The 24967-nt window shown below is 61.2% G+C and carries 25 protein-coding genes; 14 read left to right on the forward strand and 11 right to left on the reverse strand.

Going from position 1 to position 24967, the window contains the following annotated elements:
* Nucleotides 1–63: 63 nt before the first annotated feature.
* A complete protein-coding gene (locus EDD52_RS02790) occupies nucleotides 64–1329 on the reverse strand; it encodes a SulP family inorganic anion transporter (RefSeq protein WP_132241570.1) in 1266 nt (421 codons plus the stop codon).
* A gap of 251 nt (nucleotides 1330–1580) precedes the next feature.
* Between EDD52_RS02790 and EDD52_RS02795 the strand changes: the two genes are divergently transcribed.
* From EDD52_RS02795 to EDD52_RS02810, 4 genes are all read left to right on the forward strand, one after another.
* Nucleotides 1581–2252, forward strand: a complete 672-nt coding sequence (locus tag EDD52_RS02795) for an SOS response-associated peptidase (RefSeq protein ID WP_132241572.1) — start codon at nucleotides 1581–1583, stop codon at nucleotides 2250–2252.
* A gap of 218 nt (nucleotides 2253–2470) precedes the next feature.
* Nucleotides 2471–2971, forward strand: coding sequence for a type III secretion system chaperone family protein (locus EDD52_RS02800; RefSeq protein WP_132241574.1), 501 nt, complete (start codon nucleotides 2471–2473; stop codon nucleotides 2969–2971).
* A 41-nt stretch (nucleotides 2972–3012) separates the two neighbouring features.
* Nucleotides 3013–3828 (forward strand): pyrroline-5-carboxylate reductase, encoded by an 816-nt coding sequence (gene proC / locus EDD52_RS02805; protein ID WP_132241576.1) that lies wholly within the window; start codon nucleotides 3013–3015, stop codon nucleotides 3826–3828.
* On the forward strand, nucleotides 3821–4159 hold the full coding sequence (locus tag EDD52_RS02810) for a tRNA-binding protein (RefSeq protein WP_132241578.1): 339 nt from the start codon (nucleotides 3821–3823) through the stop codon (nucleotides 4157–4159). Before proC ends, EDD52_RS02810 begins: the two co-directional genes overlap by 8 nt.
* A 4-nt stretch (nucleotides 4160–4163) precedes the next feature.
* On the opposite strand, the gene EDD52_RS02815 is transcribed toward EDD52_RS02810, so the two are convergent.
* The gene (locus tag EDD52_RS02815) at nucleotides 4164–4754 is read right to left on the reverse strand and encodes a thymidine kinase (RefSeq protein ID WP_132242014.1); all 591 of its coding nucleotides are present in this window, start codon (nucleotides 4752–4754) and stop codon (nucleotides 4164–4166) included.
* A gap of 360 nt (nucleotides 4755–5114) precedes the next feature.
* Here EDD52_RS02815 and EDD52_RS02820 point away from each other — a divergent pair, with 360 nt between their 5' ends.
* The 3 genes from EDD52_RS02820 to EDD52_RS02830 all read left to right on the forward strand — a co-directional run bounded on the left by EDD52_RS02820 (nucleotide 5115) and on the right by EDD52_RS02830 (nucleotide 7373).
* Nucleotides 5115–5573 carry a hypothetical protein gene (locus tag EDD52_RS02820; RefSeq protein WP_132241580.1) on the forward strand — a complete coding sequence of 153 codons (459 nt, stop codon included), beginning with the start codon at nucleotides 5115–5117 and terminating at the stop codon, nucleotides 5571–5573.
* A 46-nt stretch (nucleotides 5574–5619) separates the two neighbouring features.
* A complete protein-coding gene (locus EDD52_RS02825) occupies nucleotides 5620–6462 on the forward strand; it encodes a helix-turn-helix transcriptional regulator (protein ID WP_132241582.1) in 843 nt (280 codons plus the stop codon).
* A 152-nt stretch (nucleotides 6463–6614) separates the two neighbouring features.
* Nucleotides 6615–7373 carry an alpha/beta fold hydrolase gene (locus tag EDD52_RS02830; RefSeq protein WP_132242016.1) on the forward strand — a complete coding sequence of 253 codons (759 nt, stop codon included), beginning with the start codon at nucleotides 6615–6617 and terminating at the stop codon, nucleotides 7371–7373.
* A 50-nt stretch (nucleotides 7374–7423) separates the two neighbouring features.
* On the opposite strand, the gene EDD52_RS02835 is transcribed toward EDD52_RS02830, so the two are convergent.
* From EDD52_RS02835 to EDD52_RS02845, 3 genes are all read right to left on the reverse strand, one after another.
* Entirely contained in the window at nucleotides 7424–8374 is a 951-nt protein-coding gene (locus EDD52_RS02835) for a LysR family transcriptional regulator (RefSeq protein ID WP_132241584.1), read from the reverse strand.
* A gap of 178 nt (nucleotides 8375–8552) precedes the next feature.
* On the reverse strand, nucleotides 8553–8903 hold the full coding sequence (locus EDD52_RS02840; protein WP_132241586.1) for a hypothetical protein: 351 nt from the start codon (nucleotides 8901–8903) through the stop codon (nucleotides 8553–8555).
* A gap of 143 nt (nucleotides 8904–9046) precedes the next feature.
* Nucleotides 9047–9328: an acylphosphatase gene (locus EDD52_RS02845; RefSeq protein WP_132241588.1), complete on the reverse strand. Its 282-nt coding sequence runs from the start codon at nucleotides 9326–9328 to the stop codon at nucleotides 9047–9049.
* 105 nt (nucleotides 9329–9433) lie between these two features.
* On the opposite strand from EDD52_RS02845, the gene lepA reads away from it, so the two are divergent.
* Together lepA and EDD52_RS02855 are read left to right on the forward strand one after the other, a co-directional pair.
* A complete protein-coding gene (gene lepA / locus EDD52_RS02850; protein WP_132241590.1) occupies nucleotides 9434–11236 on the forward strand; it encodes a translation elongation factor 4 in 1803 nt (600 codons plus the stop codon).
* Between the two features lie 96 nt (nucleotides 11237–11332).
* Entirely contained in the window at nucleotides 11333–12001 is a 669-nt protein-coding gene (locus EDD52_RS02855) for a hypothetical protein (RefSeq protein WP_132241592.1), read from the forward strand.
* An 87-nt stretch (nucleotides 12002–12088) separates the two neighbouring features.
* On the opposite strand, the gene EDD52_RS02860 is transcribed toward EDD52_RS02855, so the two are convergent.
* Nucleotides 12089–12958: an FRG domain-containing protein gene (locus EDD52_RS02860; RefSeq protein WP_165907444.1), complete on the reverse strand. Its 870-nt coding sequence runs from the start codon at nucleotides 12956–12958 to the stop codon at nucleotides 12089–12091.
* Between the two features lie 437 nt (nucleotides 12959–13395).
* Entirely contained in the window at nucleotides 13396–13680 is a 285-nt protein-coding gene (locus EDD52_RS02865) for a type II toxin-antitoxin system Phd/YefM family antitoxin (protein WP_132241596.1), read from the reverse strand.
* Nucleotides 13681–14427: 747 nt separating this feature from the next.
* Between EDD52_RS02865 and EDD52_RS02870 the strand changes: the two genes are divergently transcribed.
* The 4 genes from EDD52_RS02870 to EDD52_RS02885 all read left to right on the forward strand — a co-directional run bounded on the left by EDD52_RS02870 (nucleotide 14428) and on the right by EDD52_RS02885 (nucleotide 18955).
* Nucleotides 14428–15441, forward strand: coding sequence for an amino acid ABC transporter substrate-binding protein (locus tag EDD52_RS02870; protein ID WP_132241598.1), 1014 nt, complete (start codon nucleotides 14428–14430; stop codon nucleotides 15439–15441).
* 83 nt (nucleotides 15442–15524) lie between these two features.
* On the forward strand, nucleotides 15525–16772 hold the full coding sequence (locus EDD52_RS02875; protein ID WP_132241600.1) for an amino acid ABC transporter permease: 1248 nt from the start codon (nucleotides 15525–15527) through the stop codon (nucleotides 16770–16772).
* A 15-nt stretch (nucleotides 16773–16787) separates the two neighbouring features.
* Nucleotides 16788–18164: an amino acid ABC transporter permease gene (locus tag EDD52_RS02880; protein ID WP_207905957.1), complete on the forward strand. Its 1377-nt coding sequence runs from the start codon at nucleotides 16788–16790 to the stop codon at nucleotides 18162–18164.
* Nucleotides 18165–18175: 11 nt separating this feature from the next.
* Entirely contained in the window at nucleotides 18176–18955 is a 780-nt protein-coding gene (locus EDD52_RS02885; protein ID WP_132241604.1) for an amino acid ABC transporter ATP-binding protein, read from the forward strand.
* Nucleotides 18956–19242: 287 nt separating this feature from the next.
* Here EDD52_RS02885 and EDD52_RS02890 read toward each other — a convergent pair whose 3' ends face one another.
* Nucleotides 19243–20850, reverse strand: coding sequence for a Hint domain-containing protein (locus tag EDD52_RS02890; protein WP_132241606.1), 1608 nt, complete (start codon nucleotides 20848–20850; stop codon nucleotides 19243–19245).
* Nucleotides 20851–21323: 473 nt separating this feature from the next.
* Nucleotides 21324–22442, reverse strand: coding sequence for a DUF8173 domain-containing protein (locus EDD52_RS02895; protein ID WP_132241608.1), 1119 nt, complete (start codon nucleotides 22440–22442; stop codon nucleotides 21324–21326).
* A gap of 206 nt (nucleotides 22443–22648) precedes the next feature.
* On the opposite strand from EDD52_RS02895, the gene EDD52_RS02900 reads away from it, so the two are divergent.
* Nucleotides 22649–23563, forward strand: a complete 915-nt coding sequence (locus EDD52_RS02900) for an AEC family transporter (protein ID WP_132241610.1) — start codon at nucleotides 22649–22651, stop codon at nucleotides 23561–23563.
* Nucleotides 23564–23633: 70 nt separating this feature from the next.
* On the opposite strand, the gene moaB is transcribed toward EDD52_RS02900, so the two are convergent.
* Entirely contained in the window at nucleotides 23634–24176 is a 543-nt protein-coding gene (moaB, locus tag EDD52_RS02905; protein ID WP_132241612.1) for a molybdenum cofactor biosynthesis protein B, read from the reverse strand.
* On the reverse strand, nucleotides 24173–24964 hold the full coding sequence (locus EDD52_RS02910) for a uracil-DNA glycosylase (protein WP_132241614.1): 792 nt from the start codon (nucleotides 24962–24964) through the stop codon (nucleotides 24173–24175). The genes moaB and EDD52_RS02910 overlap by 4 nt, the downstream gene beginning before the upstream one ends.
* Nucleotides 24965–24967 lie beyond the last annotated feature (3 nt).

Raw genomic sequence — 24967 nt, forward strand, 5'->3', positions numbered from 1 at the left:
CGCCGAAACCGCTCGCCAAGGGGGAGCGTGGCGCCAACGCGCCCCCTCGCGCATCCCTGCCGGTCATGCCTCGGGCGGAACCCAGTCCTTTTCCATCTCGACGTTGCGTCGCCGCAACCGCAGCGCGAGGCCCACGGACACGCCGACGCCAATGGCCACGGTCAGATCGGCAAACACCGTCAGAACCAGCGTCAGCACCAGCAGCACCCGGTCAGAAACACGCGCCTGCGCATAGCTGACCCATTTATGCGGCTCGCTCATGTTCCACGCGGTCAGGATCAGCAGCCCGGCCAGCGCGGGCATCGCGAGGTAGCCCGCAAGCGGCGCCGCCACCAGCATCACCAGCAGAATGGTCAGCGCATGCACGATCCCCGCCACCGGCGTCTTGCCACCCGCCCGCACATTTGTCGCCGTGCGCGCAATCGCCCCCGTCGCGGGCAGCCCGCCAAACAGGGACGACCCGATATTGGCCCAGCCCTGCGCCAGAACCTCGGCATTGGGGCGGTGATGCCCGCCGCTCATCCGGTCAGCGACCATGGCAGACAGAAGCGATTCAATGCTGGCCAGAAAGGCGATGACGATGGCAGAGGGCAAAAGCTCCGTGATCCGGGCAAGGCTGATCTCCGGCAGCGCGGGGATGGGCAAGGTGCTGGGCAAGGCGCCAAAGCGCGAAAAGATCGTGTCCACCGGCAGCATCCACAGCGCCACGGCCGCAGAGGTCACACCGACCGCGATAATCAGACCCGGAAATTTCGGCGCCACGCGCCGCAATGCCACGATCAGCACCATTGTCGCCAGCCCGATGGCCAGCGCCAGCCCGCTCAGCGTGTCGCGGGCGGACCACAGCGCCTCCATCTTGCCGATGAACTCTGCAGGCACCTCGGCAATCGACAGGCCCAGTAGGTCTTTGATCTGGCTGGTGGCGATGATGACGGCAATGCCGATGGTAAAGCCGTTGATCACCGGTTCCGGCACATAGGCGACAAGGCTGCCCGCCTTGAAATACCCCGCGACCAGCATGATCAGCCCCGCCATGAACGTGGCCAGCACCAGCCCGTCATAGCCATGCTCGGCGATCACGCCGAACACGACGACGATGAACGCCCCCGTCGGCCCGCCGATCTGCACCCGGCTGCCGCCCAGCGCAGAGATCAGGAAACCGGCGACAATCGCGGTGATCAGCCCCTTTTCCGGCCCCGCGCCAGAGGCAATGGCGATGGCAAGGCTCAGCGGCAGGGCCACCATCGCCACGGTCACGCCCGCGATCAGGTCAGAGGTGAATTGCTGACGGTCATAGCTGGCCATCGTCGTGATGATTTTGGGTTTCATGGGAAAACCTGCGTCCTCAGAAACTGAATGTTCATGGCGGCGCCGAAAATACGGCTGTGCCGGTCTTGCAAGAAATGTCCGGCGCGGCCGGAAAAGAGAGGTAATACAGCACCGCTATGCCTGCTGTTGCGTAAATGCAAGGTTTAGGTCGTCGCACCCCCGCCCGCCGGGTGGGCGCTGCCGCATTGATGTGCCTGTCGTGCAAAGGCTCCGCATCTGGCATATGGATAGGGCAGCAGGAGGGCCGCGCCATGTGCAATCTGTATTCCAACACCACCGCCGCGCAGGCGATGCGCCAGATGTTCGACGTGACTGCCGGGCTGGACCGCACCGGCAATGCCGAACCGCTGCCCGCGATCTTTCCCAAACATATGGCCCCCGTGGTGCGCCTGACGGAAGAGGGGCGCGAGATGTTGCCGCTCAGCTGGGGGTTCCGCACCACGAACAAAAGCAAGAAGACAGGCAACCTCATCATGCCGTCGGCCTGGAACAACGCCCGCGCCGACAAACTGCGCAGCGCAGGTCTCTGGAAAGACGCGTTTCTCAACCGCCGCTGCCTTGTGCCTGCCTCGTCCTTTTGCGAGGCCAAGGGCCGCAACCCGGCCACCTATCACTGGTTCGCCCTGAAAGGCGACGACCCCCGCCCGCCCTTCGCCTTTGCGGGCATGTGGACGCGCTCGCGCTACATGACAAAGGACGGCCCCGAGGAATGCGAGACCTACACGATCATCACCACCACCGCGAATGACGTCGTGCGCCCCGTGCATCCCGACCGGATGCCGGTGATCCTCAAACCCGGCGATCATGCCACATGGCTGGAGGCCGACGCCGACGCCGCCTTTGACCTGCTGGAGCCCTATCCGGCCGAAGAAATGCACATCGTCCGCTCGGGCGAGGGCGAAAAATCCGACCCTGTGGACTAGCCCTGCCTGACCCTACGGCAGCACGCGTAATCTGGTGGCAGAGCCAGGAGTAATCCACAACTTATTGCGTTGTTCACGAATATTTAGCTTTACAGGCCGATACCCAACCCCCACCATATATGGTAAGGATCGAGGGAAATCCCCCTCATCCTAGAGCAGGCACCAAGCGCTTGGGGGCGCTGCCAAGCCCCCGCGCTACAGAAAAATGAGGTGGCGCCATGGCATTGTCCGAACAGTATCTGGAAGACGACCTTCACCCTATCGACATCGTCGAACACCTGGCCGAAAACCACGAATGGGATTTCGACCGCGTCGGGGACGATCAGATCGCGATGGCCGTCGAGGGCCAGTGGCGCACATATTCCATCACCCTCGCCTGGTCGGCCTATGACGAAACGCTGCGGATGATCTGCACCTTCGACATGGACCCGCCGGAAGAAAAGATGGGCGCGCTGCACGAAGGGCTGAACCTTGTGAACGACCAATGCTGGGCGGGCGCGTTCAGCTACTGGGCCGAACCCAAGCTGATGGTCTATCGCTACGGGCTGATCCTCGCGGGCGGGCAGGTCGCCAGCCCCGAACAGATCGACACGATGATCACCGCCGCGGTGCTGAGCGCCGAGCGCTACTACCCCGCCTTCCAGCTGATGATCTGGTCCGACCAGCGCCCCAAAGATGCGCTTCAGGTCGCCATTGCAGAGGCTTACGGCCGCGCGTAACACTATCCCCCGACAAGGAATAATCCGACGGGGGATCTGCTATGAACATGACGGAACTGGCAAACCGCGGCCTGGTGCTTCTGGGCTGCGGCAAAATGGGATCGGCCATGCTGGAAGGCTGGCTGAAAGGCGGGCTCTCTGCCTCTTCCGTCTGGGTCAACGACCCCTACCCCTCTGACTGGCTGACCGCGCAGGGCGTGAACCTCAACACCACCCTGCCGGACAGCCCCGCCATCGTGCTGATCGCCGTGAAACCCCAGATGATGCAGGACGCGCTGCCGACGCTGAAAAGCTATGGCAATGGCGACACGCTGTTCCTGTCGGTGGCCGCGGGCATCGGCATCGCCACCTATCAGGACATGCTGGGCGCCCGCACCCCGATCATCCGCGCCATGCCCAACACCCCCGCCGCCGTCGGGCGCGGCATCACCGCGCTGATCGGCAATGCCGTCGCCTCGGACGCGCAGATGGCCATGGCCGAAGAGCTGCTGCAAGCCGTGGGCCAGACCGTCCGGCTGCAGGCCGAGGCGCAGATGGATGCCGTCACCGGGGTCAGCGGCTCTGGCCCGGCTTATGTCTTTCACATGATCGAATGCCTCGCCGCCGCGGGCGAGGCGCAGGGGCTGGCCCCGGATCTGGCCATGACGCTTGCCAAGGCCACAGTTGCCGGGGCCGGCGCGCTGGCAGAGGCGGCAGATGAGACGCCCGCGCAGCTGCGCGTCAATGTCACCTCGCCCAACGGCACCACGCAGGCGGGGCTCGACGTGCTGATGAACTCGGATACAGGCCTGCCGTCGCTGATGAAAAACACCGTGGCCGCCGCCGCCGACCGTTCAAGGGAGCTTGCCAATGGCTGAGGTCACGATCGACGATTTCCTGAAACTCGACATCCGTGTCGGCACCGTCACCCGGTCCGAACCCTTCCCCGAGGCGCGCCGCCCCGCGATCAAGCTGTGGATCGATTTCGGCGAGGAGGTGGGGACAAAGAAAAGCTCTGCCCAGATCACGCAGCATTACGACCCCGAAACCATTGTCGGGCAGCAGGTGCTGGCCGTGGTCAATTTCCCGCCGCGCCAGATCGGGCCGTTCATGTCGGAATGCCTGACGCTGGGGCTGTCGGACGCGAATGGCGATATCGTCCTGATCGGGCCGAAAACGCCGGTCCCCGATGGCGGCAAGATGCACTGAGGGGCTAGCCCTCTGCGTCCTGCGCCATCGCCGCGCGCCAGTGACGGCGGCAAAGCGAGACATAGGCCTCGTTCCCGCCGATCTGCACCTGCGCACCGTCGCGCAGCACGCGGCCATCCTGATCCTGACGCACCACCATCGTTGCCTTGCGACCACAATGGCAGATCGTGCGCACCTCGCGCAGCACATCCGCCAGCGCCAGCAAGGTGGCCGAACCGGGAAACAGCTCTCCCCGGAAATCGACGCGCAGCCCGTAACACATCACCGGCAATTTCAGATCATCGGCCACGCGGGCCAGTTGCCACACCTGTTCAGGCTCCAGAAACTGCGCCTCGTCGACAAAGACGCAGGCAATGCTGCCGCTTTCCTGTCTTTGCACAATGCGTGCAAACAGATCATCGCCGCTTACAAATGTATCAGCCTCTGCCGCGATCCCGATCCGCGAACCGATGCGCGCGGCACCTGCGCGCTGATCGACCTCGGCCGTCAGCAGATAGGTGTCCATCCCGCGCTCGCGGTAGTTGTAAGACGCCTGCAACAGCAAGGTCGACTTGCCCGCATTCATCGTCGAGTAGTGAAAATACAGCTTTGCCATGGCGCAAGATATGCCCCAGCCTTGCTGGGGGCTCAAGCCGGGACGAAGGGGCAGGACAGGATAAAGGACGACGACGGTGCCAGACAGCCATTCACGGGGGAGTGGATTCGCCATCCGGCTCCGTCGTCGTGGAACAAGTCAAACCCTTTGGCGAGATTTGCCCAAGGTACATGACCCCGGTGCGTTCGGCCGTTTGACGGGCCTGGCCCACCGGGGCCTCTTCAACAAAACCGCAAAGCGGCAACTCGTTACCTACCCACCTGCGTGCGGGCTTGCTTTGTAAATGACATTTCCATTCAATACGGTTAAGGGGAAATGGGGATTGGATTCCCCGCTTCCGGCGGGCAAGTGAGGACCAGAATGGACACTATCGGCAGTTATCTGAAAAAACACACCGAGGCTTTGGTGAAGGATGTGGGCATAGAACCGGCCTGCGAAATCACCGGAAAATCCAAGGCGACGCTTGGACGGTATTATTCAGATCATGACGAACATTCAGACCGTTTCATGCCCATCGACGCTGTTGCGCGTCTGGAAGAGGCATCAAGCTATCCGCATGTCACCGCGGCCCTGTCGGAACTGCGCGGGATGACCCTGTCGCAGGAAGGCAATCCAACCGCTTCCAACAAGCCCGGCGGCATCAATTCCGATGTCATCGTGCTCAGCCAGCGATTCGCCATGCTGATGGCGGAATACAACCTGTCGATCCAGGACGGCGTCATCACGGTCAACGAGGCCAAGCGCATGCTGAAGGAAACGCTGACCCTTCAGAAAGTCCTGATCGAGATGAAGATGCATCTGGAGGACGAAACTGTCTGAGACCGACAACGACGCGCCCCGCCCCCTGATCGGGGCAGAGCGCTTTGTGCCGGATCTTCTTCAGGGGTTTCTCCGCGATCTCGAAACCACCACGCATTCCAGTCAGGTCTGGCGTATGATCGTCAGGCTTGGGCGGGATCTGCAGCTGCCTTGCGTGGATTTCGTCTCTGCCAGCAGCTATACCGACTGGAAAAAGACGCTGTTCATCCGCACCTCCTACGATTCCAGGTGGCTGCATGAACATAACCAGGACCCCGAGAATGATCGCTGGTCCTATTTTCGCAGCCACGCGATGACCCACCTCACCCCGATCGCGATCGGGCTGGAATTCATCGACGAGTATCACGACCTGCCCGACACCCGCATCGCCGTTCTGCAAGAGGCCGCCCGGCGCGGCATCCGCTCGGGGTTTTCCATCCCCCTGCGCCAGCACAGCCCGGCGCAATCGGCAATGCTGTCCTTTGCGGGCGATCATTCCCGGCGCGACATGCAGACCATCATGCGCTCGCATGGCTGGACGCTGCACGCCGCGGCTTTGGCGGGCCACCAGCGCTATGTCTTTCACTTCTCGCAGGAATTTTCCGAACGCAACCAGATCACCGACAAGCAGCAGGAATTGCTGCGCCTGATCGGGCTGGGCAAGAAGGACAAGGCCATCGCCAAACAGTTCGACATCTCGGTATCTGCCGTGCGCCAGCGGATGAACACGCTGATGCAGCGCACCGGCGTGAACAGCCGGCCCGAACTCGCCGCGCTCGCCATGAGCATCGGCATCCTTCCCGACCCGCTGCACCGGCCCGATACCGATCCGCTCGCCGCCCTGATCGAGATGGATGACGATGCCGCACACACGGCCCTGTGGCACGCAGGCGACGCGCTGAGGCGTTAAACCCGCCCGCCCGCGACGCACCGCCCCGGATCTGGCACGCAGCCAAAGCCGCCTTTCCCGCGCGCGCCCCGAACCAAACCGGCCGGCAAGTCGCCTCTCTCCCCCACGCGCGGGCACTGGAAAACCCCGGCGCGGACGGCTAGATGTGGGCCATGCTGAACATGCTGACATTCGGCGAGAAAACCTCGCGCCCGCCCCTCCTCATCGTCCACGGCCTGTTCGGGTCGGGGCGCAACTGGTCCGTCATTGCCCGCCGCCTCGCCGACACGCGTCAGGTCATCGCCGTCGACATGCGCAACCACGGCGACAGTTTCTGGTCGGACGCCCACGGCTACCCCGACATGGCCGATGACCTGGCCGAGGTCATCCGCACCCTCGATGCCCCCGCCGACGTGATCGGCCATTCGATGGGTGGCAAGGCCTCCATGACGCTCGCGCTCAAACATCCCGACCTGCTCAACCGCCTGCTGGTGGCCGATATCGCACCCGTCGCCTACGGCCATGACCAGTCGCAATTCATCGCCGCCATGCGCAGCGTGGACCTGTCCGGGGTGGAAAAACGCTCGGACGCCACCGAACAGCTGGCCCGCACGGTCGAGGACAAGACCCTCCAGTCCTTCTTCACCCAGTCGCTCGACATCAAGGAACGCCGCTGGAAGCTGAACCTTGACACGCTGGAGGCCGAGATGCCCAAAGTGCTGGGCTTCCCCGAGATCGACGCCCGGTTCGAACGCCCGACCCTGTTCCTGTCCGGCAGTGAAAGCGACTATGTCCTGCCCGCCCACCGGAACCGCATCCGCACCCTGTTTCCCAAGGCGCGCTTTGCCAGGATCACCGGCGCGGGCCACTGGCTGCATGCCGAAAAGCCCCGCGAATTCGAAGCGTCCGCCCGCGCCTTTCTCGACGCATAAGCGGCAGTTTCGAAAAATCGAAAACCAAAGGCCCCCGCCAGCCGGGCGGCCTAGCCGTCCAGCAGCCGCAGATCGTCCTTCATCCAGGGCAGCTGCGCCAGCGCCGGATCGATCACCGTTTCCTGTAGTAACAGCCGCATCGTGCGGGCCACGTCGCGGGGCACCTGCTCGGCCCAGTCGGCCCCGGCAAACAGCGAAATCCGGCGCGAGAACGGCTCGAACGGCACCGGATGCGCCTCGATTTCCGGGTGGAACCGGGCCGCGCGCATATAGCCCAGCGGTGTCGTGATCGTCCAGCCGACACCCCGCGCGACAAGCGCCATCAGCGACAGGTGCGGCCCGATTTCGAACCGCGCGGGCCAGTCCAGACGCTGCCGCGCCAGATGCGCCTCTACCTGCCGGCCGATCAGCTGATCACGGTCATGGCGCAGGATGGGCAGCGTCTTCAGCGCCGCCTCTGCCCCCCCGGCACCGCGCGGAATGACAAGGATGTAGGGATCGCGGACAAGCGGAAATTCCGTAACCCCGTCAAGGGGATCGCCCGCGCTGGCCGCCACCGCCATATGCAGCCTGCGCGCAACCAGTGCGGCGCTGATCTCGTGGCTGGGGGCCGAGACCAGCTTGAACCGGCATTTCGACAGGCTCTCGGCCAGAATGGTCACCAGTCGCGGGGTCAGGTCATTGTCGAAATCGTCGATCATGCCCAGGTTCAGCGTTTCCAGATGCGTCAGGTCCATGACCGTCAGCTCGTTCTGCGCCAGCCGCAACTGGCCCAGCACCACCTGCGTGCGTTGCAGGAAACTGCGCCCCGCGGGCGTCAGTTGCATGGGCCTGCGACCGTGATCCACCAGATCGACCTTCAGCGCCGTTTCAAGGTTGCGCATCTGCTGGCTGACCGCAGGCTGGCTCAGCCCCGTGCGCTCTGATGCCAGCGCGACAGAGCCGGTCGCCGCCAGCGCCTCGAACACTTCCAGCCCTTTCAGGGTCACGCCGTTGAACACCGGTTCATCCCGCCCACAGTTTCACCTTTTCTGAAACCGATCGCCCGCCCCGTCAAGCCCGTCCCGTCAAGCCCGTCCCGTCAAGCCGGCCGTGCCACGCAAAAGCCCGCAAGCCCTGTTCCGGGCCGCGGGCTATGCTGTCAGGCGGGTCGCCGTGATGCGCGTTGTGCGGCCGGGCTCAGTAGCCCCGGCAGCTCCGTTCGGCCGAGCTGGCGAAAGATTTGTACTTCTTCCAGAACACCTCGTGAGAGCTGCGGTCGGACTGGCGGATTTCCTGCGCGTGATGCGGATCGCCAAAGAATTTCGCCGCAAGCCGCTGGTCGCCGCCATCCAGCGTTCGGTTCGCAACCGTCTGGATACAGCCGCACAGGCGCGGGCTGCTGGCCTTGCGTTCCGACGCGAGGCAGGCCCGGCTGATCGGCCCCGACGCAAGACGGGTCACGGACCCGCCGGAATAGGTGGTGGATTTCTTGCTGCCGCCGCAGCTTGCCAGTGTGGTCACCAGCATCAACAGGATGAAAACTCGCATTCTACTGCTCCGATACGGCCGGGATGCGGAGGTTATCCTCTCTTGCCCGGACTTTGTTGCCTCTGCGGGAATCCTGTCCGATTTCCGCGCAGATTTCAATTCCCAACAGACGGGCGGGCCAAGAAAGGCGGCAATTGTTGCGCTCAACCGGTGATTTCGAACCCCTCGACATCCGGCAGATCCTCCAGTTCGTCCACCAGCACATCGCGCACCGCCGCGGCTCCCGGCCCGTCGCGCAGCGCCAGCAGCATGGCCTTTACCGCGTCTTCCGCCCCCACCAGCAGGGTCGTGACCGACCCGTCATCATTGTTGTGGACCCAACCGCGCAAGCCCTGACGCCGCGCTGCGGCCTGTGTCCAGACCCGGAAGGCCACGCCCTGAACCCGCCCCATCACCCGCGCCTGCCGTGCAATTTCCCGCGTCATGTCGCCTTCCTTTCCGTGGTATGCGCAGCACGGCCCGCAAAGCCTCCCGCCGCGACGTATCGTGCCACCTTGACCGTTGCTGCTTTCCGCATCATATCGGCTCGCATGACAAAGCTCTCGCATATCCGCAACTTCTCGATCGTTGCCCATATCGACCACGGGAAATCCACCCTGGCCGACCGGCTGATCCAGTCCACGAACACCGTCTCCGCCCGCGAGATGAAAGAGCAATTGCTCGACGCGATGGACATCGAACGCGAACGTGGCATCACCATCAAGGCCAATACCGTCCGGATCGAGTATAAGGCCGAGGATGGCGAGACGTATATCCTCAATCTCATCGACACGCCCGGCCATGTCGACTTTGCCTACGAGGTCTCCCGCTCCATGCGCGCGGTCGAAGGCTCCCTGCTGGTGGTCGATGCCACCCAAGGGGTCGAGGCGCAGACCCTGGCCAATGTCTACACCGCCATCGACGCGGATCACGAGATTGTTCCCGTCCTCAACAAGATCGACCTGCCCGCGGCCGAACCCGAACGGATCTGCGAACAGATCGAGGATGTCATCGGCATCGATGCGTCGGACGCCTGCCTGATCTCTGCCAAGACCGGCATCGGCATCCCCTCGGTGCTGGAGGCCATCGTCAAGCGCCTGCCGCCGCCCCATGAAGGCGACCCCGACAAGCCGCTCAAGGCGATGCTCGTCGATTCCAAATACGACCCCTACCTCGGCGTCGTCGTCATCGTGCGCGTCATCGACGGCGTTCTGAAAAAGGGCCAGCGGATCAAGATGATGCGCACCGGCGGCACCTATGACATCGACCGGATCGGCGTCTACCGCCCCGCCATGCAAGAGGTCAAGGAACTCGGCCCCGGCGAGATCGGCTATATCACCGCCCAGATCAAACAGGTCCGCGACACCCGCGTCGGCGACACGATCACGACCGAGAAGAAGGGCTGCGAAACCGCCCTGCCCGGCTTCAAACCGTCGATCCCGGTGGTCTTCTGCGGCCTCTTCCCCGTCGATGCCGCCGATTTCGAAGACATGCGCGACGCCATCGAAAAGCTCGCCCTGAACGACGCGTCCTTCACCTCGGAAATGGAAACCTCCGCCGCGCTCGGCTTTGGCTTCCGCTGCGGCTTTCTTGGCCTGCTCCACCTCGAAGTCATCCGCGACCGTCTGGAACGCGAATACAATATCGACCTCATCACCACCGCGCCCTCCGTGATCTACCGGATCTACATGCGCGACGGGTCCGAGATCGAACTGCACAACCCCGCCGACATGCCCGACCCCTCGACCATCGACCATATCGAGGAACCGCGCATCAAGGCGACCATCCTCGTCCCCGATGAATACCTGGGCGACGTGCTGAAGCTGTGCCAGGACCGCCGCGGCATCCAGCTCGACCTCACCTATGCGGGCTCCCGCGCGATGGTCGTCTACGACCTGCCGCTCAACGAAGTCGTCTTCGACTTCTACGACCGCCTGAAATCGGTCACCAAGGGCTATGCCAGCTTCGACTACCAGATGCTGGGCTACCGCGAAGACAACCTCGTCAAGATGCAGATCCTCGTGAATGACGAACCCGTCGACGCGCTCTCTACCATGGTCCACCGCGACCGGGCCGAAATGCGCGGCCGCGCCATGTGCGAAAAGCTCAAGGACCTGATCCCGCGCCACATGTTCAAAATCCCGATCCAGGCGGCCATCGGCGGCAAGGTCATCGCCCGCGAAACCCTCGCAGCCCTGCGCAAGGACGTGACCGCGAAATGCTACGGCGGCGATGCCACGCGTAAAAAGAAACTGCTGGAAAAGCAGAAGGCCGGCAAAAAGAAGATGCGCCAGTTCGGCAAGGTCGACATCCCGCAAGAGGCGTTCATCTCTGCCCTCAAGATGGATGGCTAGGCCGCCACGCCTGCACATCAACGTGATGACATTCCCCCTGCACGGGCCCGCACCGCTCCGCTAGAGTGCGCCGAAACGCCCGTGCAGGAGGCACATATGCGCCCGATTCTGACCCTCGCCCTGATCCTCGCCGCACAAACCGGCGCTGCAGAGGTCTGCGATTTCCGCCCCAGCATCGTCGCGGGCAAGGCAGGCTCCGCCGCGCGCGACATGGCAACCGATGCCGCCAGCGCCGCTGCGACCGGCGTCAAGGCCGTGGGCGCCTACACGCTGGAAAACCCCGTCACCGGCGCCACCATGATCAGCTCCGGCGTCACCAGTGCAACGGCTGCGGGCACCAGCATCGCCACCGGCGCATCCGGCGCCCTTGGCACCGCAACGGCCATCGCCACCGCGCCCGTTACCATCGTGATCGCGGGGCTCACGGCCGTGGCTCTGGGCGGGTACGAGGGTGCGTGCTATTTCAAGGCCGACCGCATCACCGATTATGACGAGATCCTCTACATCATGCAGAATCTCGCCGCGAATTCCGACCCCACCATGTTTGCCCTGATCCAGCCCGGCACGGATTACGTGACGCTGGAGGGCAAAAACGCCACCGCCGGCGAGGCCAAGATCCGCGTCGCCTCCCCCGGTGTCGGCCCGTGGATACTCGACGTCGACAAGCTCTACATCACCGACGGAGTCCTCATGCACCGGGACCGCCTGCGCAACACCGTCATCGGCAATGTCGGATTGCAGGTGATGGAGGCGGAGGCGGAGTGATTGTAGTCGGGAGACGGAGCGCTCTTAACTCAGGAAATTTCAGCAAATAGAATTTTTGCCGCCCCACAAATGAACGATTTTGAAAATTTAATCCGTGTACTTCTCACCTATATAGCGAGAAGTGTTTTCGATTTCTGGGAACATCGTGCGGTCATTAATATGAAGCTTATCCAGGTCAGATAAGATGCTATGTTTTTCATTGCGGTCGATTCTTATTCTGCTAAAATTAAATGCCGTACTGGTTTCCTCTCCGATCTGTTTGAGGAGCCCTGACATAACAAATGCGCCGCTTTGCGCCAAAATACGCCTATTAGTCCTCTTTGGTCTCACAAAGAAAAATCGACCTAAGTCCAACGCCCTTATCTTGTTCTGAAAGTAGGGCTTCTCAACGCGAACGAATTGCACCAATCGTTCAACTTCCGGCATATCGTTGAACGTCTCGACCTTTATCGAAGAGACCCCACCCTTCCCTTTTTTCGACATCAAGTGTTGATAAAGGGTATTCTTTTCGTCATATGTCAGGCGCGCCAGATTAGAAACGCAACTTATCGCGTCGCTGTCAAACAATTTCGACCTTTGTTCTGAAATTTCAAGAATTATCACCTCACCATCATTATCTTTTTCTACGGACTTATAGTCTCGAACAGCAAAAAATAATGCGACCAAAGGATTTAGACTTACATCTAGTAATCTGGTCGGCAGGCCGTAATGCTGTGCCCTCACTAGCTGCTCAAAAACTGACTTATCATCCTTAAAATCACTAGGGGACTCTGTCAACAACTCTGACAAAATTCTTTCTTCATTTTTCTTTGCGGTCTCAAATCTGTAAATCTTTGGAATTAGTTTATAGGAATAATTGGAATGGCCGCGATACGCGGTAATTTTCCCACTAACTATATCATCGAGTACAAAATCCAAATATTCACCGACGCTTGCAACGACAGGTATCTTCGCCAAAACGACCCTCACTTTGATTAAATGCCCGGGGCGGGCTTTGAACGGAGAGGCCTAACTATCAAGCGGTGTGAGTTTTTTGCAAGGCGGTATTTTGCTACCTTACTATGCACTTCCTATCCGTTGCACCCCGCAGACGTCCCACCCGGCACTAACCCTAGACAGCTAGACACACACGCATCCGTTTACAACCTTGGTTCGCCCCACTGAAAGGGAGAGGAGGCCCAATATGAAAGATGTGGTCGCCGCCGGGGCTTTAGCCGTTGCCATCAGCAACTGCGTCGAGGGCCATGTCTTTCCAACTTGGTAGATAATACAACTTTGCTTGGTACGACGCCGCCCGTTGCTCAATTTGTAAAAGCTGGGATATGCCAATCCCGGCTAGCACCTGTAACCGCGAGACCGGCCCGCTACATTGAAGTGCGACAAATGGCTCGCCCTCAAATCCCCCGATCCCAGAAATCCCGTTCTGCCGTGTCGCCGCTCAGCGCCTTGACGGCTTTCCAGCGGGCATAGCCTTCTTCCATCTGGCGGCGTTTCTCGGCGAGCGAGACGCGCTCCCAGGTTTCCAGCCGTTCGCATTGGAACATCGGGATCACGGCGGCGACGGCCTTGCCGTGTTTGGTCAGCCAGATCCGCCCCCCCGAATGGCGGACCCATTCGGTCAACCGGCCAGAGTCGCGGCGAAAGGTGCTCAGCGGGGTTATGCGGTATTCGGTTGTCATGGGGGGAATGTTTACACGGCCGGCTTTCCAAATTCTGAACCCGGCGCGCGCAGCCCCCGTGGCCGCAGCGCAATCCAGCGCCCGCGCGCAATTCCCGTCCCGCGCCGCAGGTCCGGTCCCCCGCCCGTCCCGGCGCGCGCGCCATCAGGTCCAAGCGGCTTTCGGCGGGGTCAGAGGGCATTTGTACAAAACGGGGGTACAAAAAGCACAAAAGGCATCAAACCCCCGCGCCCTCAAACCCGCTTTGCGCGCCCCCCCGGGCCGCGTCCTGCGGCTCTCAGCGCCGCATTTCAGCCGCGCCAGCGCCCGCGCCGCCTCTCACTGACGCGACGTTAGTGCCAAAAAATCCGGCAGCAATTCGCCTTATACGTGTGTTGTTCATATTTAAATATTTGGCTGCGCGCCTGAATTCTTTAAAATCAACCCCATTAAAACTGTTGATTTTCAATGGCTTGCAAATTTCTCAAATCGCTTTGGCTGCAACCCACCGGGAATCGCCCGCGTCAAAGCGGGAAATGCCATGTGAATGGGCGATTTACACCATCACGAATCGCGATTTAAAAAGTTCCCCATGCTATTCATCGAGTCACCTAGCTTGGGATCGCAGATGCGCTCCGCTCCGAACCAGAGGCCCCGCCTCCCCCTCGGACCTGACCGTGGATTGCATGCCTGGAAGGAGCCTCTGCTCCGCCTAAACCGGGGACGGTTTCAAACGCCCCCCAAAAACGACCAACATGGAGTTCGTAAATGACACCCAAATTTTATACCCTGGTCGCCGCTGCGGCCCTCGTGGCAGGCGGTGCCTCCGCGGGCACGCTCGACGATGTCAAAGCCGCAGGCAAGCTGAAGTGTGGCGTAAGCCAGGGTCTACCCGGGTTCTCGACACCTGACGACAGCGGCAAGTGGACCGGTCTGGACGTCGATTACTGCCGCGCTGTGGCCGCAACCGTTCTGGATGATCCCGAGGCCGTCGAGTTCGTCTCGCTTTCGGCCAAGGACCGCTTCACCGCGCTGTCCTCGGGCGAGATCGACATCCTGTCGCGCAACACCACCTGGACGATCACCCGCGACACCGATCTGGGCATCACCTTCACCGGCGTCAGCTATTACGACGGTCAGGGCATGATGGTTCCCGCAAGCCTGGGCGTGACCACCGCGCTGGAGCTTGATGGCGCGACGATCTGCACCAATACCGGCACCACGACAGAGCTGAACATCACCGACTACTTCACCCAGCACGGCATGAGCTTCGAGCTTGTTGCGCTGGAGAACTCTGACGAGGTGATCGCAGCCTATGGCGCGGGCCGTTGCGACGTCTTCACGACCGACCGTTCCGGCGTGGCCGCCGAGCGTTTGAAGCTCGCGGATCCCGATGCGCATGTCGTTCTGCCTGAAACCATCTCCAAAGAGCCGCTTGGCCCGTCCGTTCGCGCAGACGACAAGCAGTGGGAGCGTGTGTCCAAGTGGGTCCTGAACGCCCTGATCGAAGCCGAAGAATATGGCATCACCTCTGCAAATGTTGACGAGATGATGACCTCCGAGAACCCCTCGGTTCAGCGTATCCTGGGTGCTGGCGACAATGACTACGGCGCGCCCATGGGCCTGACCAAGGATTGGGCAGCCCGTGCGATCAAGGCTGTTGGCAACTACGGCGAGATCTATGACCGCAACGTCGGCCCCGACACGCCGCTGAAGCTTGACCGCGGTGTGAACAACCTGTGGAACAACGGCGGCTTCATGTACGCACCGCCGATCCGCTAATCGCGCGATCTGCAGATATCGAAAGGGACGGGCATGCCCCGTCCCTTTCCCAATAAAACAATAACATCCGACAGGGAACGAACATGAGCTCCATCAGTGACAGCGACGACGCCGTCCGGAGCGAGCGCAGCGGTCTGGCCGCGCTTGTCTTCGATGCCAAGGCCCGATCGCTCTTCTTCCAGGCCGTGCTGGCCATCCTTATCATCATTGCCGCATACATCGCCGTTCGTAACGCGGGCGCCAACCTTGCTGAGCAGGGCCGGGAATTCGGCTTCGACTTTTTCGGGCGGCCATCCGACATCCAGATCCTGACGACCTTCGGGACGTGGCTGATCGGCTATGAGGCTGGCAAGAATACCGTGTTCGACGTGTTCCTGCTGTCAATCGCAAACACGCTGATCATCGCCATCGCGGGCGTGATCTTTGCAACGCTCTGGGGCTTCCTTCTTGGCATCTTCCGCCTGTCGAACAACTTCGTCCTGAACTCCTTTGCGACAATCTATATCGAGCTTCTGCGCAACGTGCCGCTGCTGCTGCAGATCTTCTTCTGGACGGCTGTGCTGCGCCTCGTGGCACCCGGTCCGCGCGATGCCGGTTGGCTGGTCCCCGGATTGCTGAGCTGGAACTCCAAGGGCATCTACGGCCCCTACCCGCTGGTCGAGCCCGGCTTTTCCTATACGCTGATCGCCTTCCTCTTGGCCTGTGTCGCCGCCTGGGGCTTTGCCCGCTGGGCCAAGCGCAGGCAGGACGCCACCGGCAAGCAAAGCTCTGTGGGCCTTGTCACGCTGGGCCTGCTGATCCTCGTGCCAACGCTGGTGTTCCTGGTGACCGGACGCCCAATGACAATCGAATGGCCCAACTTCGTGACCGAAGGCCCGATCCTGCGGCGCGGCTTCGAAAGAGGTATCGGCAGCTATATCGCGCCTGAATTCTTCGCGCTGTTCCTTGCACTGACCACCTATACCGCCGCCTTCATCGCCGAGATCGTCCGCGCTGGTATTCAGGCGGTTCCAAACGGCCAGTCAGAAGCCGCAGGCGCTTTGGGGCTTCCCCCGGGCCTTGCCATGCGCAAGGTGATCCTGCCGCAAGCGTTCCGGGTGATCATCCCGCCGCTGACCTCGCAGTATCTGAACCTGACCAAGAACTCGTCGCTCGCCGCCGCCATCGGCTACCCGGAACTGGTTGCCGTCTTCGCCGGCACCACGCTCAACCAGGTCGGCCGCGCGATCGAGATCATCGCCATCGTGATCCTTGTCTATCTCACGATTTCTCTTCTCACATCGGCCTTCATGAACTGGTTCAACAACCGCGTGAAGCTGGTCGAACGGTAGGAAAGGGACATCACGATGAATCAAGATATCTCATACGTTCGTACCGAAGACGCTCCGCTGCTGGAGCCGCCTTCCTCGCAAATCGGTCCCCGCGCATGGCTGTGGGAGAACATCTTCGCGTCGATGGCGGACTATGCCACCCCCAGCAAGGCCATCGTGTCGATCATGATGACGATCATCACGGTCTTCACCGCCTATGCGCTGGTCTGGATGACATGGACGCTGCTGGATTTTGCCATCTTCTCGGCCACCTTCTTCGATCCCGAAGGGCTTAAACGAGAGGCCTGCCTTGACGCCGGAGGTGCCTGCTGGCCCTTCATCAAGGCAAAGTGGTACCAGTTCATGTACGGCTTCTACCCCCCGGAAGAGGTCTGGCGGGTGAATGTCTGCATGGCCTTGCTTGCCGTGGGTATTGCCTGGCTGATCTTCCCGCTGCCGCATCGTGGCAAGGTCGCGGCCTTCATGCTCTTTGGCTATCCCGTCATCGCCTTTGTGCTTTTGAACGGTATGCCGATCGAGCATGACGGCGACATTGGTCATGTCGTATCCGGCGTCTGGTTCCCGCTGATCCTCGCCGGGATTGCCTTTGCCGGCTACTGGGTGACAAGCCACGGCAGCATTGGCGATGTCGGCGAAGCGATGGCCCCGGCCCTGCTGATGGCAGCCATCGTGCTGGGCATCTTCGCCGGCCTTCCGCTGGTGACCATGACGCTTGACCTTGCCCTTGGCACCGAGGTCGTGGAGACCAACAAATGGGGTGGCCTGACCATCACTCTGGTGGTCGCTATCTTCGGGATCGTGATCTCGCTGCCAGTGGGCATGCTGCTGGCGCTGGGGCGACAGTCCAACGCGCCGATCATCCGCTACAGCTCGATCATCTTCATCGAAGTGGTGCGGGGCATTCCGCTGATCTCGGTGCTGTTCTTCGCCAGCGCGATGTTGCCCTATTTCCTGGAACCGGGTGTCGACTTCAACAAGCTCCTGCGCGCCATGATCGGCGTGGTCCTCTTCGCCTCGGCCTATATGGCAGAGGTGATCCGGGGCGGCCTCCAGGCCATTCCCAAGGGCCAGTACGAAGGCGGCATGTCGCTGGGTCTCAGCTTCTGGCAACAGATGCGGCTGATCATCATGCCGCAGGCGCTGACCACCGTGATCCCGGGCATCGTCAACACGTTCATCGGCCTTTTCAAGGACACCACGCTGGTTCTGATCATCTCGATCTTCGACCTGCTGGGCATCCTGTCGGCCACGCTGAAAGACCCGGAATGGTCGACGCCCACCACCGCTTATACCGGCTATCTCGTCATTGCCCTGATCTACTGGATCTTCTGCTTCGGCATGTCGCGCTACTCGGTTTACATGGAAAACAAACTCGACCGTTCTCACCGGTGAGGAGATAGAAAATGTCTGAACAAGCTACAGCCCGCAAGGAATTGGCCGTCTCTGACGAGGTGGCAATTGAAATCCAGGGAATGAACAAGTGGTACGGCACGTTTCACGTGCTGCGCGACATCAACCTGACCGTCTACCAGGGCGAGCGGATCGTGATTTGTGGCCCCTCCGGGTCGGGTAAATCCACGCTGATCCGCTGCATCAACGCGCTGGAAGAACATCAGCAAGGCTCTATCGAGGTTGACGGCACGAAGCTGACAAATGACCTGAAGAACATCGACAAGGTCCGTTCCGAGGTTGGCATGTGTTTCCAGCACTTCAACCTCTTCCCGCACCTGACCATTCTTGAGAACTGCACACTGGCGCCGATCTGGGTTCGCAAGACCCCCAAGAAGGAAGCCATCGAGACGGCGATGCACTACCTTGAAAAGGTCAAGATCCCCGATCAGGCCAACAAGTATCCCGGCCAGCTTTCCGGCGGTCAGCAGCAACGTGTCGCCATCGCTCGGTCGCTGTGCATGAAGCCGCGCGTGATGTTGTTCGACGAACCAACCTCTGCCCTTGATCCGGAGATGATCAAGGAGGTTCTCGACACCATGATCGAGCTGGCCGAGGAAGGCATGACCATGCTCTGCGTCACGCACGAGATGGGCTTTGCCCGTCAGGTGGCGAACCGTGTGATCTTCATGGACCAGGGCCAGATCGTGGAGCAAAACGAGCCAGAGGCGTTCTTCAACAACCCTCAATCAGACCGGACGAAGCTGTTTCTCAGCCAGATCCTGGGCCACTGATACCGGCCAACGTGCCAATCGAAAAAGAAACGCCACCCGGGTTTGGGTGGCGTTTTTCGTTGGACCAATGGGAATGTGTCGCGCGGGTTGGACAGACAACGCGTCATGACCTGCCCGCAGTCACGGCCCACCTCACTGATACCGACCCTGACCGGTTCTCCGCAATCTGAGGCAGCCCGCGCGTTAGACCCTCCATCCCGCCGATGACGACGTGCCAGATGCGCGCCGACGCCAAGCCATATCAGCGCAAGAGGTCGCCAGCCACGCTGGCCTGCCGTAAAGATTGCTTACTTCGCGCTGTCAAGCATCGCCAAGACGATGTCTTTCTGCTCTCGCGGTGTCGGAATATCTCGCGCAGCGGCCTGCGCCGGGCGGTCCTCGGGCTGCGTGATCCCCATAAGCAGGCGAAACTCTGCCTTCGTCTCGCTGTCCATATGCGTCCAGACTTGCGGGCCGATGAACAGGCTTTCGGACCACGCCCCGTCAGCAAGCACCAGCTCGTGCCGGTCGAAAAGGAAATGCACGTATTCAAGCGGCGTGCAGCTGTTGTCGATCTCCACACCTTTCAGGCCGGTCAGCTTCTTGGCGGCGACCAGCGCCTCGCTCTTTCCGATCAGTGCCTCGACAGCACGGGACTGGATCAGCATCCGGTGCTGCTGGGACACCCGAAGATCGCGCCTCGGCATGCCGCGACCAAGCGTATCGGCCTTGATGCAGACCGGACGCGCCTTGGGTTGCCCGGCCAGAAACGCCGTATCAAAGCTCTGACGGCCGATCCACCGGACCGGCTGCATGCCATTGTCCCGCGTCAGCACCAGATCCCCGATCCGAAGATCAGCCACGTCCTTTTCACCCTGCGCCGTCATGATCCGGGTACCGCCAACAAAGCAGACCAGCTGCGGGATCGTAACAACACCGGTCGACAGGACATCGGTCCCGTTATTGAACGAGGTGATGATTTCGACCTGAATGTCATCGCCGCGCGCCGGATTCGGTTCGTAGTCGATGACAAGGTCGTCCAGCACATAACCGCTGGGCGTCGGAACAAGGCGTGGATCGCCAACCGGAATGACTTCGGTAATCGTGATCGTCTGGCTCGGATCGGCCGGATCAGGATAGGTCAGAACAACCGTCACGGAGTCGACGTCCAGAATTGGCGGCGGAGAGCTGATCGCGTCGGTCAGTTGCGAGGCATCGACAACCTGAATAGCACCGTCAGCCGACCCGATTGAGCCGCCAGTGTTGTCGAGGTCGTTCAGACCGCCATCACTGCCCGCGTTCAGGCCACTTCTGGCACCCACACCAACACCCGAGATCAATGCGCCGAAATCGTTCTCCAGCGCCAGTGCTTCATCGGTAAAATTACCGCCTCGGTTCTGAACGCCATCAGACATGAAGATGATCGAGTTTGACGATTGATCCGTGACGCCTTGCGCCGTCCAGCTGTCGTTGATCTCTTGCAGGGGCGCAGCAAAGTTGGTTCCGCCCCCAGCCGTCAATGCGTCGATATCCTGTTCGAACTGGGTCAGCTGGTCCAACGTGTATACACCAACCAAGGACGAATCGCTGTTATATTCGACGAGCGTGACCGTCACCGTCGATGGGTCGTATCCATTGTCGATATAGGTTTGAAACACCTGCTTGGCAGCATAGACCTGCGCCTCAAGAAAGGTGTCAGTCGTGCCATCGCCGTCAACGTCGGACCCGGAACTCCCGCCTGCAGACCCGGACGTGTCGACTGCGATGGCGACGTTGATATCCGGCGAGGTTTGCGCGCCGATATTGACCGTGTGGTCAATGCTCAACGTGTCGAAAGAGGTGTCTGGAATTGTACTGGTCGTTGCAACACCGACGCCGTCGACAGTCGTGTTAACGTTGATCGTTTGATCGGGCATGATCTGACCTCACCGTGGCCGCTCAACGCAGCCAAACCAAAATAATAACAACAGGCTGCCGCAAATTCGGCAGCGCACTTTTTACTCACGGGATTAACCACTCACTAGGTTTCCCTATGGCAGGAGCAGCAGTCGAACAAGCAGTAAACAAATCCCATTTTTCCCCCGTGGCGCGAGTTCATCGCCCGGGTTCCTGAATTCTCAGGATGCTGCTTCCGAGCCACCTTAGGAAAATCGACGCGGAAGAAATACTAAAATCTTATTAAAAACAGAAACTTGCGCGCATCTTAGTGCGCGCAAGGTCTACACAGATGCATATGCGACTCGGTACCAAGTCGTGAGGTAAGGAATGGTTAACAAAATATGAACGCTGCGTTAACTTGCCGCCCCCAAACCGCCGTGATTGAACTAAGCCGCAGGCCTTTCCCCAGTCAGCGAGTTGCGGATTCTGCAGGGAACAAGCAGCCCGCCCGTTACTCCTTCAGGTCACCCGCAGCGAAAAACACCGGCCGGATGACCCGTTCTGTGATGGCCCCGACCCCGGCGAGCACCAATGCGAGCACGAACAGCCATCCCAAGAAGGGGATGAGGCCGATGACACCCGCCGCAAGCGCCCCGACAGCCGCAGCAAGCGCGCGGTCCCCGATACTGTCGGGCTCTTTGGTGCCAAAGGCCAACAGCAGCCCCACACCGAAAGAGTAGGCCGACACCACATAGCCCGCAAAGCCACCGATCAGGGCCAGCATCACCATTGCGGGGCTCAGCAGAAGGCCGATGATCGTCATCGCGAATAGAACGGCAGCGCCAATCACGGTGGACTGCGCGAGAAAACCCAGCCAGAGGGTCCGGAACGGCCGCGCAAGCAGTTGTTTTCGCATCTCGGCAAGCCGTCCGGGGACCAGCGCGGCAATCAGCGCCGCAAGCGCCGCCACGACGATCACACCCGTGATGAACCAAAGAATGGCCCGCCCCCATCCGGGCGCCTGCGGACCGTCCCAATCGTCGATTTCACGCCGCTCGACCCGATCGGCCGATGCAACGCTCACTGGCACGTCAATCTCCCCCGGCTCTTCTTCATAGAGTATCAGCCGCCCGGCGATTACGGTGTCTTCGCCCCAGTCAACAGTCTCTGCGGCGAGGCTCACGTCCCCGGCCACGCTCGCATTCACGGTGACGTGCTCTCCGGCGATCATGGCGTAGCCGCCTATGTTTCCTGTCAGGTTGACGGTTTGTCCCGCTGCCCGCAGATCCCCGGAGACATCGCCAGCGGTCAGATCGCGCCCAATCATCGTCAAATCGCCAGCGACGCTGCCTGTAACGTGGATATTATCGCCCGCCAGGTAGGCATCGCCCCCAACTGCGCCCTCCAGCGTAACCTCGCGGCCCGCCAGATGCGCGGTGCCAGAGACGTCGGCGCGGGTCGTCACTTTCTCGCCCGCCATGAAAAGATCGTCCGCCCCGGAATCTTCGTGGCTTACCGCCTGCCCGGCGCGAAAGACATCGCCGCCCAGGTTGAAGAAAGCGGTGCCCTCTTCGGCGAGGACGGGGCCTGCAAGCAAGGCCGATATCAGGATCAGCAAATACCGTGTCATCGAATTTCCCCCTTCTGGCTGCACGACTCATCTTACAGCAGACACGCTGATTGCCATTGCGCCAAATCAATTGAGGGCGCGTGATGGCCAAAGCGTTTTGAAGCCCGCCCCGATCTTGCCTTCAGGCTAAACCGGGCCGCCCTCGCCCGTTGCATCGCCCAAAAATGTCACATAGTCCTTCGACATTCCCACAAGGCGCCCCGCACATGCTGACAACCTTTCTGGCCATTGCTCCGGTTTTCGCCCTCATATTGATGGGCTACGGGTTACGGCGCGGGGGCATCCCTTCGACCGAATTCTGGAACCTCAACGACCGTCTGGTCTATTGGGTTCTGATGCCCGCGCTCTTCTTCGCGAAAATCTCGGCCGCGGATCTGAGCGGCGGGCTTGGGGACTATGCCATTCTGCTCTATGCCGGTTTTTTCTGCGCCATCCTGTGCGGCTGGGTTCTGAGCCGGGGCATGCCCGCGCCGCAGGCAAGCTCGCTTCTGCAAGGCAGTGCGCGGTTCAACACATTCGTTGCGCTGGCGATTGCCGAGGCGCTGTTCGGGGCGGAAGGGTTGCAGGTTGCAGTGCTGGGGTCGGCCTTTCTGGTGCCGGTGGTGAACGTGACCGTCGTCACGCTGATGACCCGGCAACTGGGCGGGAATGGCAAGACAGTCTTGCGCGGCCTGATAAAAAACCCCCTGATTCTGAGTATCTGCGCAGGCGCGCTTTTCAACGTTCTGGGCATGAAAGAGGTGCCTGTCCTGCATGAAATCGCCCGCATTCTGGGCAGCGCGGCGCTGCCGATCATGCTGCTATGCGTTGGCGCCAATCTCAAACTCCGCGGTCTGAGCGGATCACGCCGGGCGATCGGGTTTTCAACGGTCGGAAAATTCCTGATCAACCCTGCCGCAGTGGTGATCGCGGCGCTGGTGCTGACCCCCGATCCCTTGGCGATCGAGGTGGCACTGATCTTCGCGGCACTTCCCACCGGTGTTGCCAGCTATACGCTCGCGCGCGAGATGGGGGGAGACGCGCCCTTGATGGCGGCCATCATCACAACCCAAACCTTGCTGAGCTTCATCACCCTGCCAGTGACTTTGCTTGTCGGGCGCATGATCTTGTCCCTGAATTGAGGGCGCTTCGTCGGTCAGCGAGGGGCAAGTTTGCAAGAACACTCCGCTGGCAGGGGCAACCGAATGTGGCCTATTTGCGCCGCAAATGCTCGTCCAGCCGCGGCATGATTTCCACGAAGTTGCACGGCCTGTGCCGCAGGTCGAGCTGGTAGGCGAGGATCTCGTCCCACGCATCCTTGCACGCCCCCGGACTGCCCGGCAGGGCGAACAGGTACGTCCCCTGCGCCACGCCACCCGTGGCACGGCTTTGCACGGCGCTGGTGCCGATCTTCTTCATGGAGATGATCGTGAACACCGTCCCGAAAGCCTCGATCTCCTTCTCATAGACATCGCGATGCGCCTCGACGGTCACATCGCGCCCGGTCAACCCGGTGCCGCCCGTGGAAATCACCACATCGATGTCCGGATCGGCACACCACTCCCGCAGCTGCAAAGCGATTTCCCCGCGTTCATCGCGAATGATCTTGCGGTCGGCCACCTCGTGCCCGGCTGCCGTGATCCGCGCCACAAGCGTGTCGCCAGAGCGGTCGTCCTGCAGATTACGGCTGTCCGAAACGGTCAGAACCGCGATGCGCACCGGCACGAAGGTTCTGGACTCGTCAATCTTGCTCATCCGCGCCCTTTCAACTTTGCATCCACTTCCAGCAGGTCCGCCCATGTGTCGCGCTTGGCTTCCGGCGTGCGCAACAGATAGGCCGGGTGGAACATCGGCATAAGCGGCAGGCCGAACGCCTCTGTCCAGCCCCCGCGCAGACGGCTGATGCCCCGCCGACCCAACAGCGCCTGACAGGAAATATTGCCCATCGCGATCAGGATCTCGGGCTGCGCCAGGGCGATATGGCGTTCCAGAAACGGCAGCATCATCGCGATTTCGTCGCGTTCCGGGTCGCGGTTGCGCGGCGGGCGCCACGGCAGGACATTGGTGATGTAGACCGCATCCCTTGCCTGAACCGCCTTGCGATCAAGGCCGATCGCGCCCACCATCCTGTCCAGCAATTGCCCGGCACGGCCAACGAAAGGCTTGCCCTGCAAATCCTCGTCACGGCCCGGCGCTTCGCCCACGATCATCACGCGCGCGCCCGCCACACCATCCGCAAAGACCAGCTGGCGGGCACCGCGTTTCAACTCGCAATGCTCGAAGCTCTGCATCGCCGCGCGAAGCGCCTCCAGATCGGCGGCACCGGATGCAGCGACCCGCGCCTCCGCCTCAGGATCAATCTGCGGGGACTGCGGAACCGCAACCGGCCCGGTTGCCGCGGCAGGCTTTGCCACTGTCGGCGCAGGTGCTGCGGCCACCTCATAGCGGTTGATCGGCGTGTCGCAGACCGCCTCTGTCGCGCCCAGCTCTACCTGCCATTGCAGCAGTGCCCGCGCCCTATGCCATTCCATTGCCGAATCCATGCG

This window comes from Primorskyibacter sedentarius (assembly GCF_004342065.1).
Classification (GTDB): domain Bacteria; phylum Pseudomonadota; class Alphaproteobacteria; order Rhodobacterales; family Rhodobacteraceae; genus Primorskyibacter; species Primorskyibacter sedentarius.

What these genes read in the sequence shown, in the direction of transcription:
- lepA (WP_132241590.1), top strand. Translation starts at nt 9,434, where the DNA reads ATGACAAAGCTCTCGCATATCCGCAACTTCTCGATCGTTGCCCATATC.
- EDD52_RS02895 (WP_132241608.1), bottom strand. Translation starts at nt 22,442, where the DNA reads ATGACACGGTATTTGCTGATCCTGATATCGGCCTTGCTTGCAGGCCCC.
- EDD52_RS02815 (WP_132242014.1), bottom strand. Translation starts at nt 4,754, where the DNA reads ATGGCAAAGCTGTATTTTCACTACTCGACGATGAATGCGGGCAAGTCG.
- EDD52_RS02865 (WP_132241596.1), bottom strand. Translation starts at nt 13,680, where the DNA reads ATGACAACCGAATACCGCATAACCCCGCTGAGCACCTTTCGCCGCGAC.
- EDD52_RS02795 (WP_132241572.1), top strand. Translation starts at nt 1,581, where the DNA reads ATGTGCAATCTGTATTCCAACACCACCGCCGCGCAGGCGATGCGCCAG.
- moaB (WP_132241612.1), bottom strand. Translation starts at nt 24,176, where the DNA reads ATGAGCAAGATTGACGAGTCCAGAACCTTCGTGCCGGTGCGCATCGCG.
- EDD52_RS02810 (WP_132241578.1), top strand. Translation starts at nt 3,821, where the DNA reads ATGGCTGAGGTCACGATCGACGATTTCCTGAAACTCGACATCCGTGTC.
- EDD52_RS02790 (WP_132241570.1), bottom strand. Translation starts at nt 1,329, where the DNA reads ATGAAACCCAAAATCATCACGACGATGGCCAGCTATGACCGTCAGCAA.
- EDD52_RS02910 (WP_132241614.1), bottom strand. Translation starts at nt 24,964, where the DNA reads ATGGATTCGGCAATGGAATGGCATAGGGCGCGGGCACTGCTGCAATGG.
- EDD52_RS02800 (WP_132241574.1), top strand. Translation starts at nt 2,471, where the DNA reads ATGGCATTGTCCGAACAGTATCTGGAAGACGACCTTCACCCTATCGAC.
- EDD52_RS02885 (WP_132241604.1), top strand. Translation starts at nt 18,176, where the DNA reads ATGTCTGAACAAGCTACAGCCCGCAAGGAATTGGCCGTCTCTGACGAG.
- EDD52_RS02840 (WP_132241586.1), bottom strand. Translation starts at nt 8,903, where the DNA reads ATGCGAGTTTTCATCCTGTTGATGCTGGTGACCACACTGGCAAGCTGC.
- EDD52_RS02900 (WP_132241610.1), top strand. Translation starts at nt 22,649, where the DNA reads ATGCTGACAACCTTTCTGGCCATTGCTCCGGTTTTCGCCCTCATATTG.
- proC (WP_132241576.1), top strand. Translation starts at nt 3,013, where the DNA reads ATGAACATGACGGAACTGGCAAACCGCGGCCTGGTGCTTCTGGGCTGC.
- EDD52_RS02845 (WP_132241588.1), bottom strand. Translation starts at nt 9,328, where the DNA reads ATGACGCGGGAAATTGCACGGCAGGCGCGGGTGATGGGGCGGGTTCAG.
- EDD52_RS02820 (WP_132241580.1), top strand. Translation starts at nt 5,115, where the DNA reads ATGGACACTATCGGCAGTTATCTGAAAAAACACACCGAGGCTTTGGTG.
- EDD52_RS02890 (WP_132241606.1), bottom strand. Translation starts at nt 20,850, where the DNA reads ATGCCCGATCAAACGATCAACGTTAACACGACTGTCGACGGCGTCGGT.
- EDD52_RS02875 (WP_132241600.1), top strand. Translation starts at nt 15,525, where the DNA reads ATGAGCTCCATCAGTGACAGCGACGACGCCGTCCGGAGCGAGCGCAGC.
- EDD52_RS02830 (WP_132242016.1), top strand. Translation starts at nt 6,615, where the DNA reads ATGCTGAACATGCTGACATTCGGCGAGAAAACCTCGCGCCCGCCCCTC.
- EDD52_RS02855 (WP_132241592.1), top strand. Translation starts at nt 11,333, where the DNA reads ATGCGCCCGATTCTGACCCTCGCCCTGATCCTCGCCGCACAAACCGGC.
- EDD52_RS02880 (WP_207905957.1), top strand. Translation starts at nt 16,788, where the DNA reads ATGAATCAAGATATCTCATACGTTCGTACCGAAGACGCTCCGCTGCTG.
- EDD52_RS02870 (WP_132241598.1), top strand. Translation starts at nt 14,428, where the DNA reads ATGACACCCAAATTTTATACCCTGGTCGCCGCTGCGGCCCTCGTGGCA.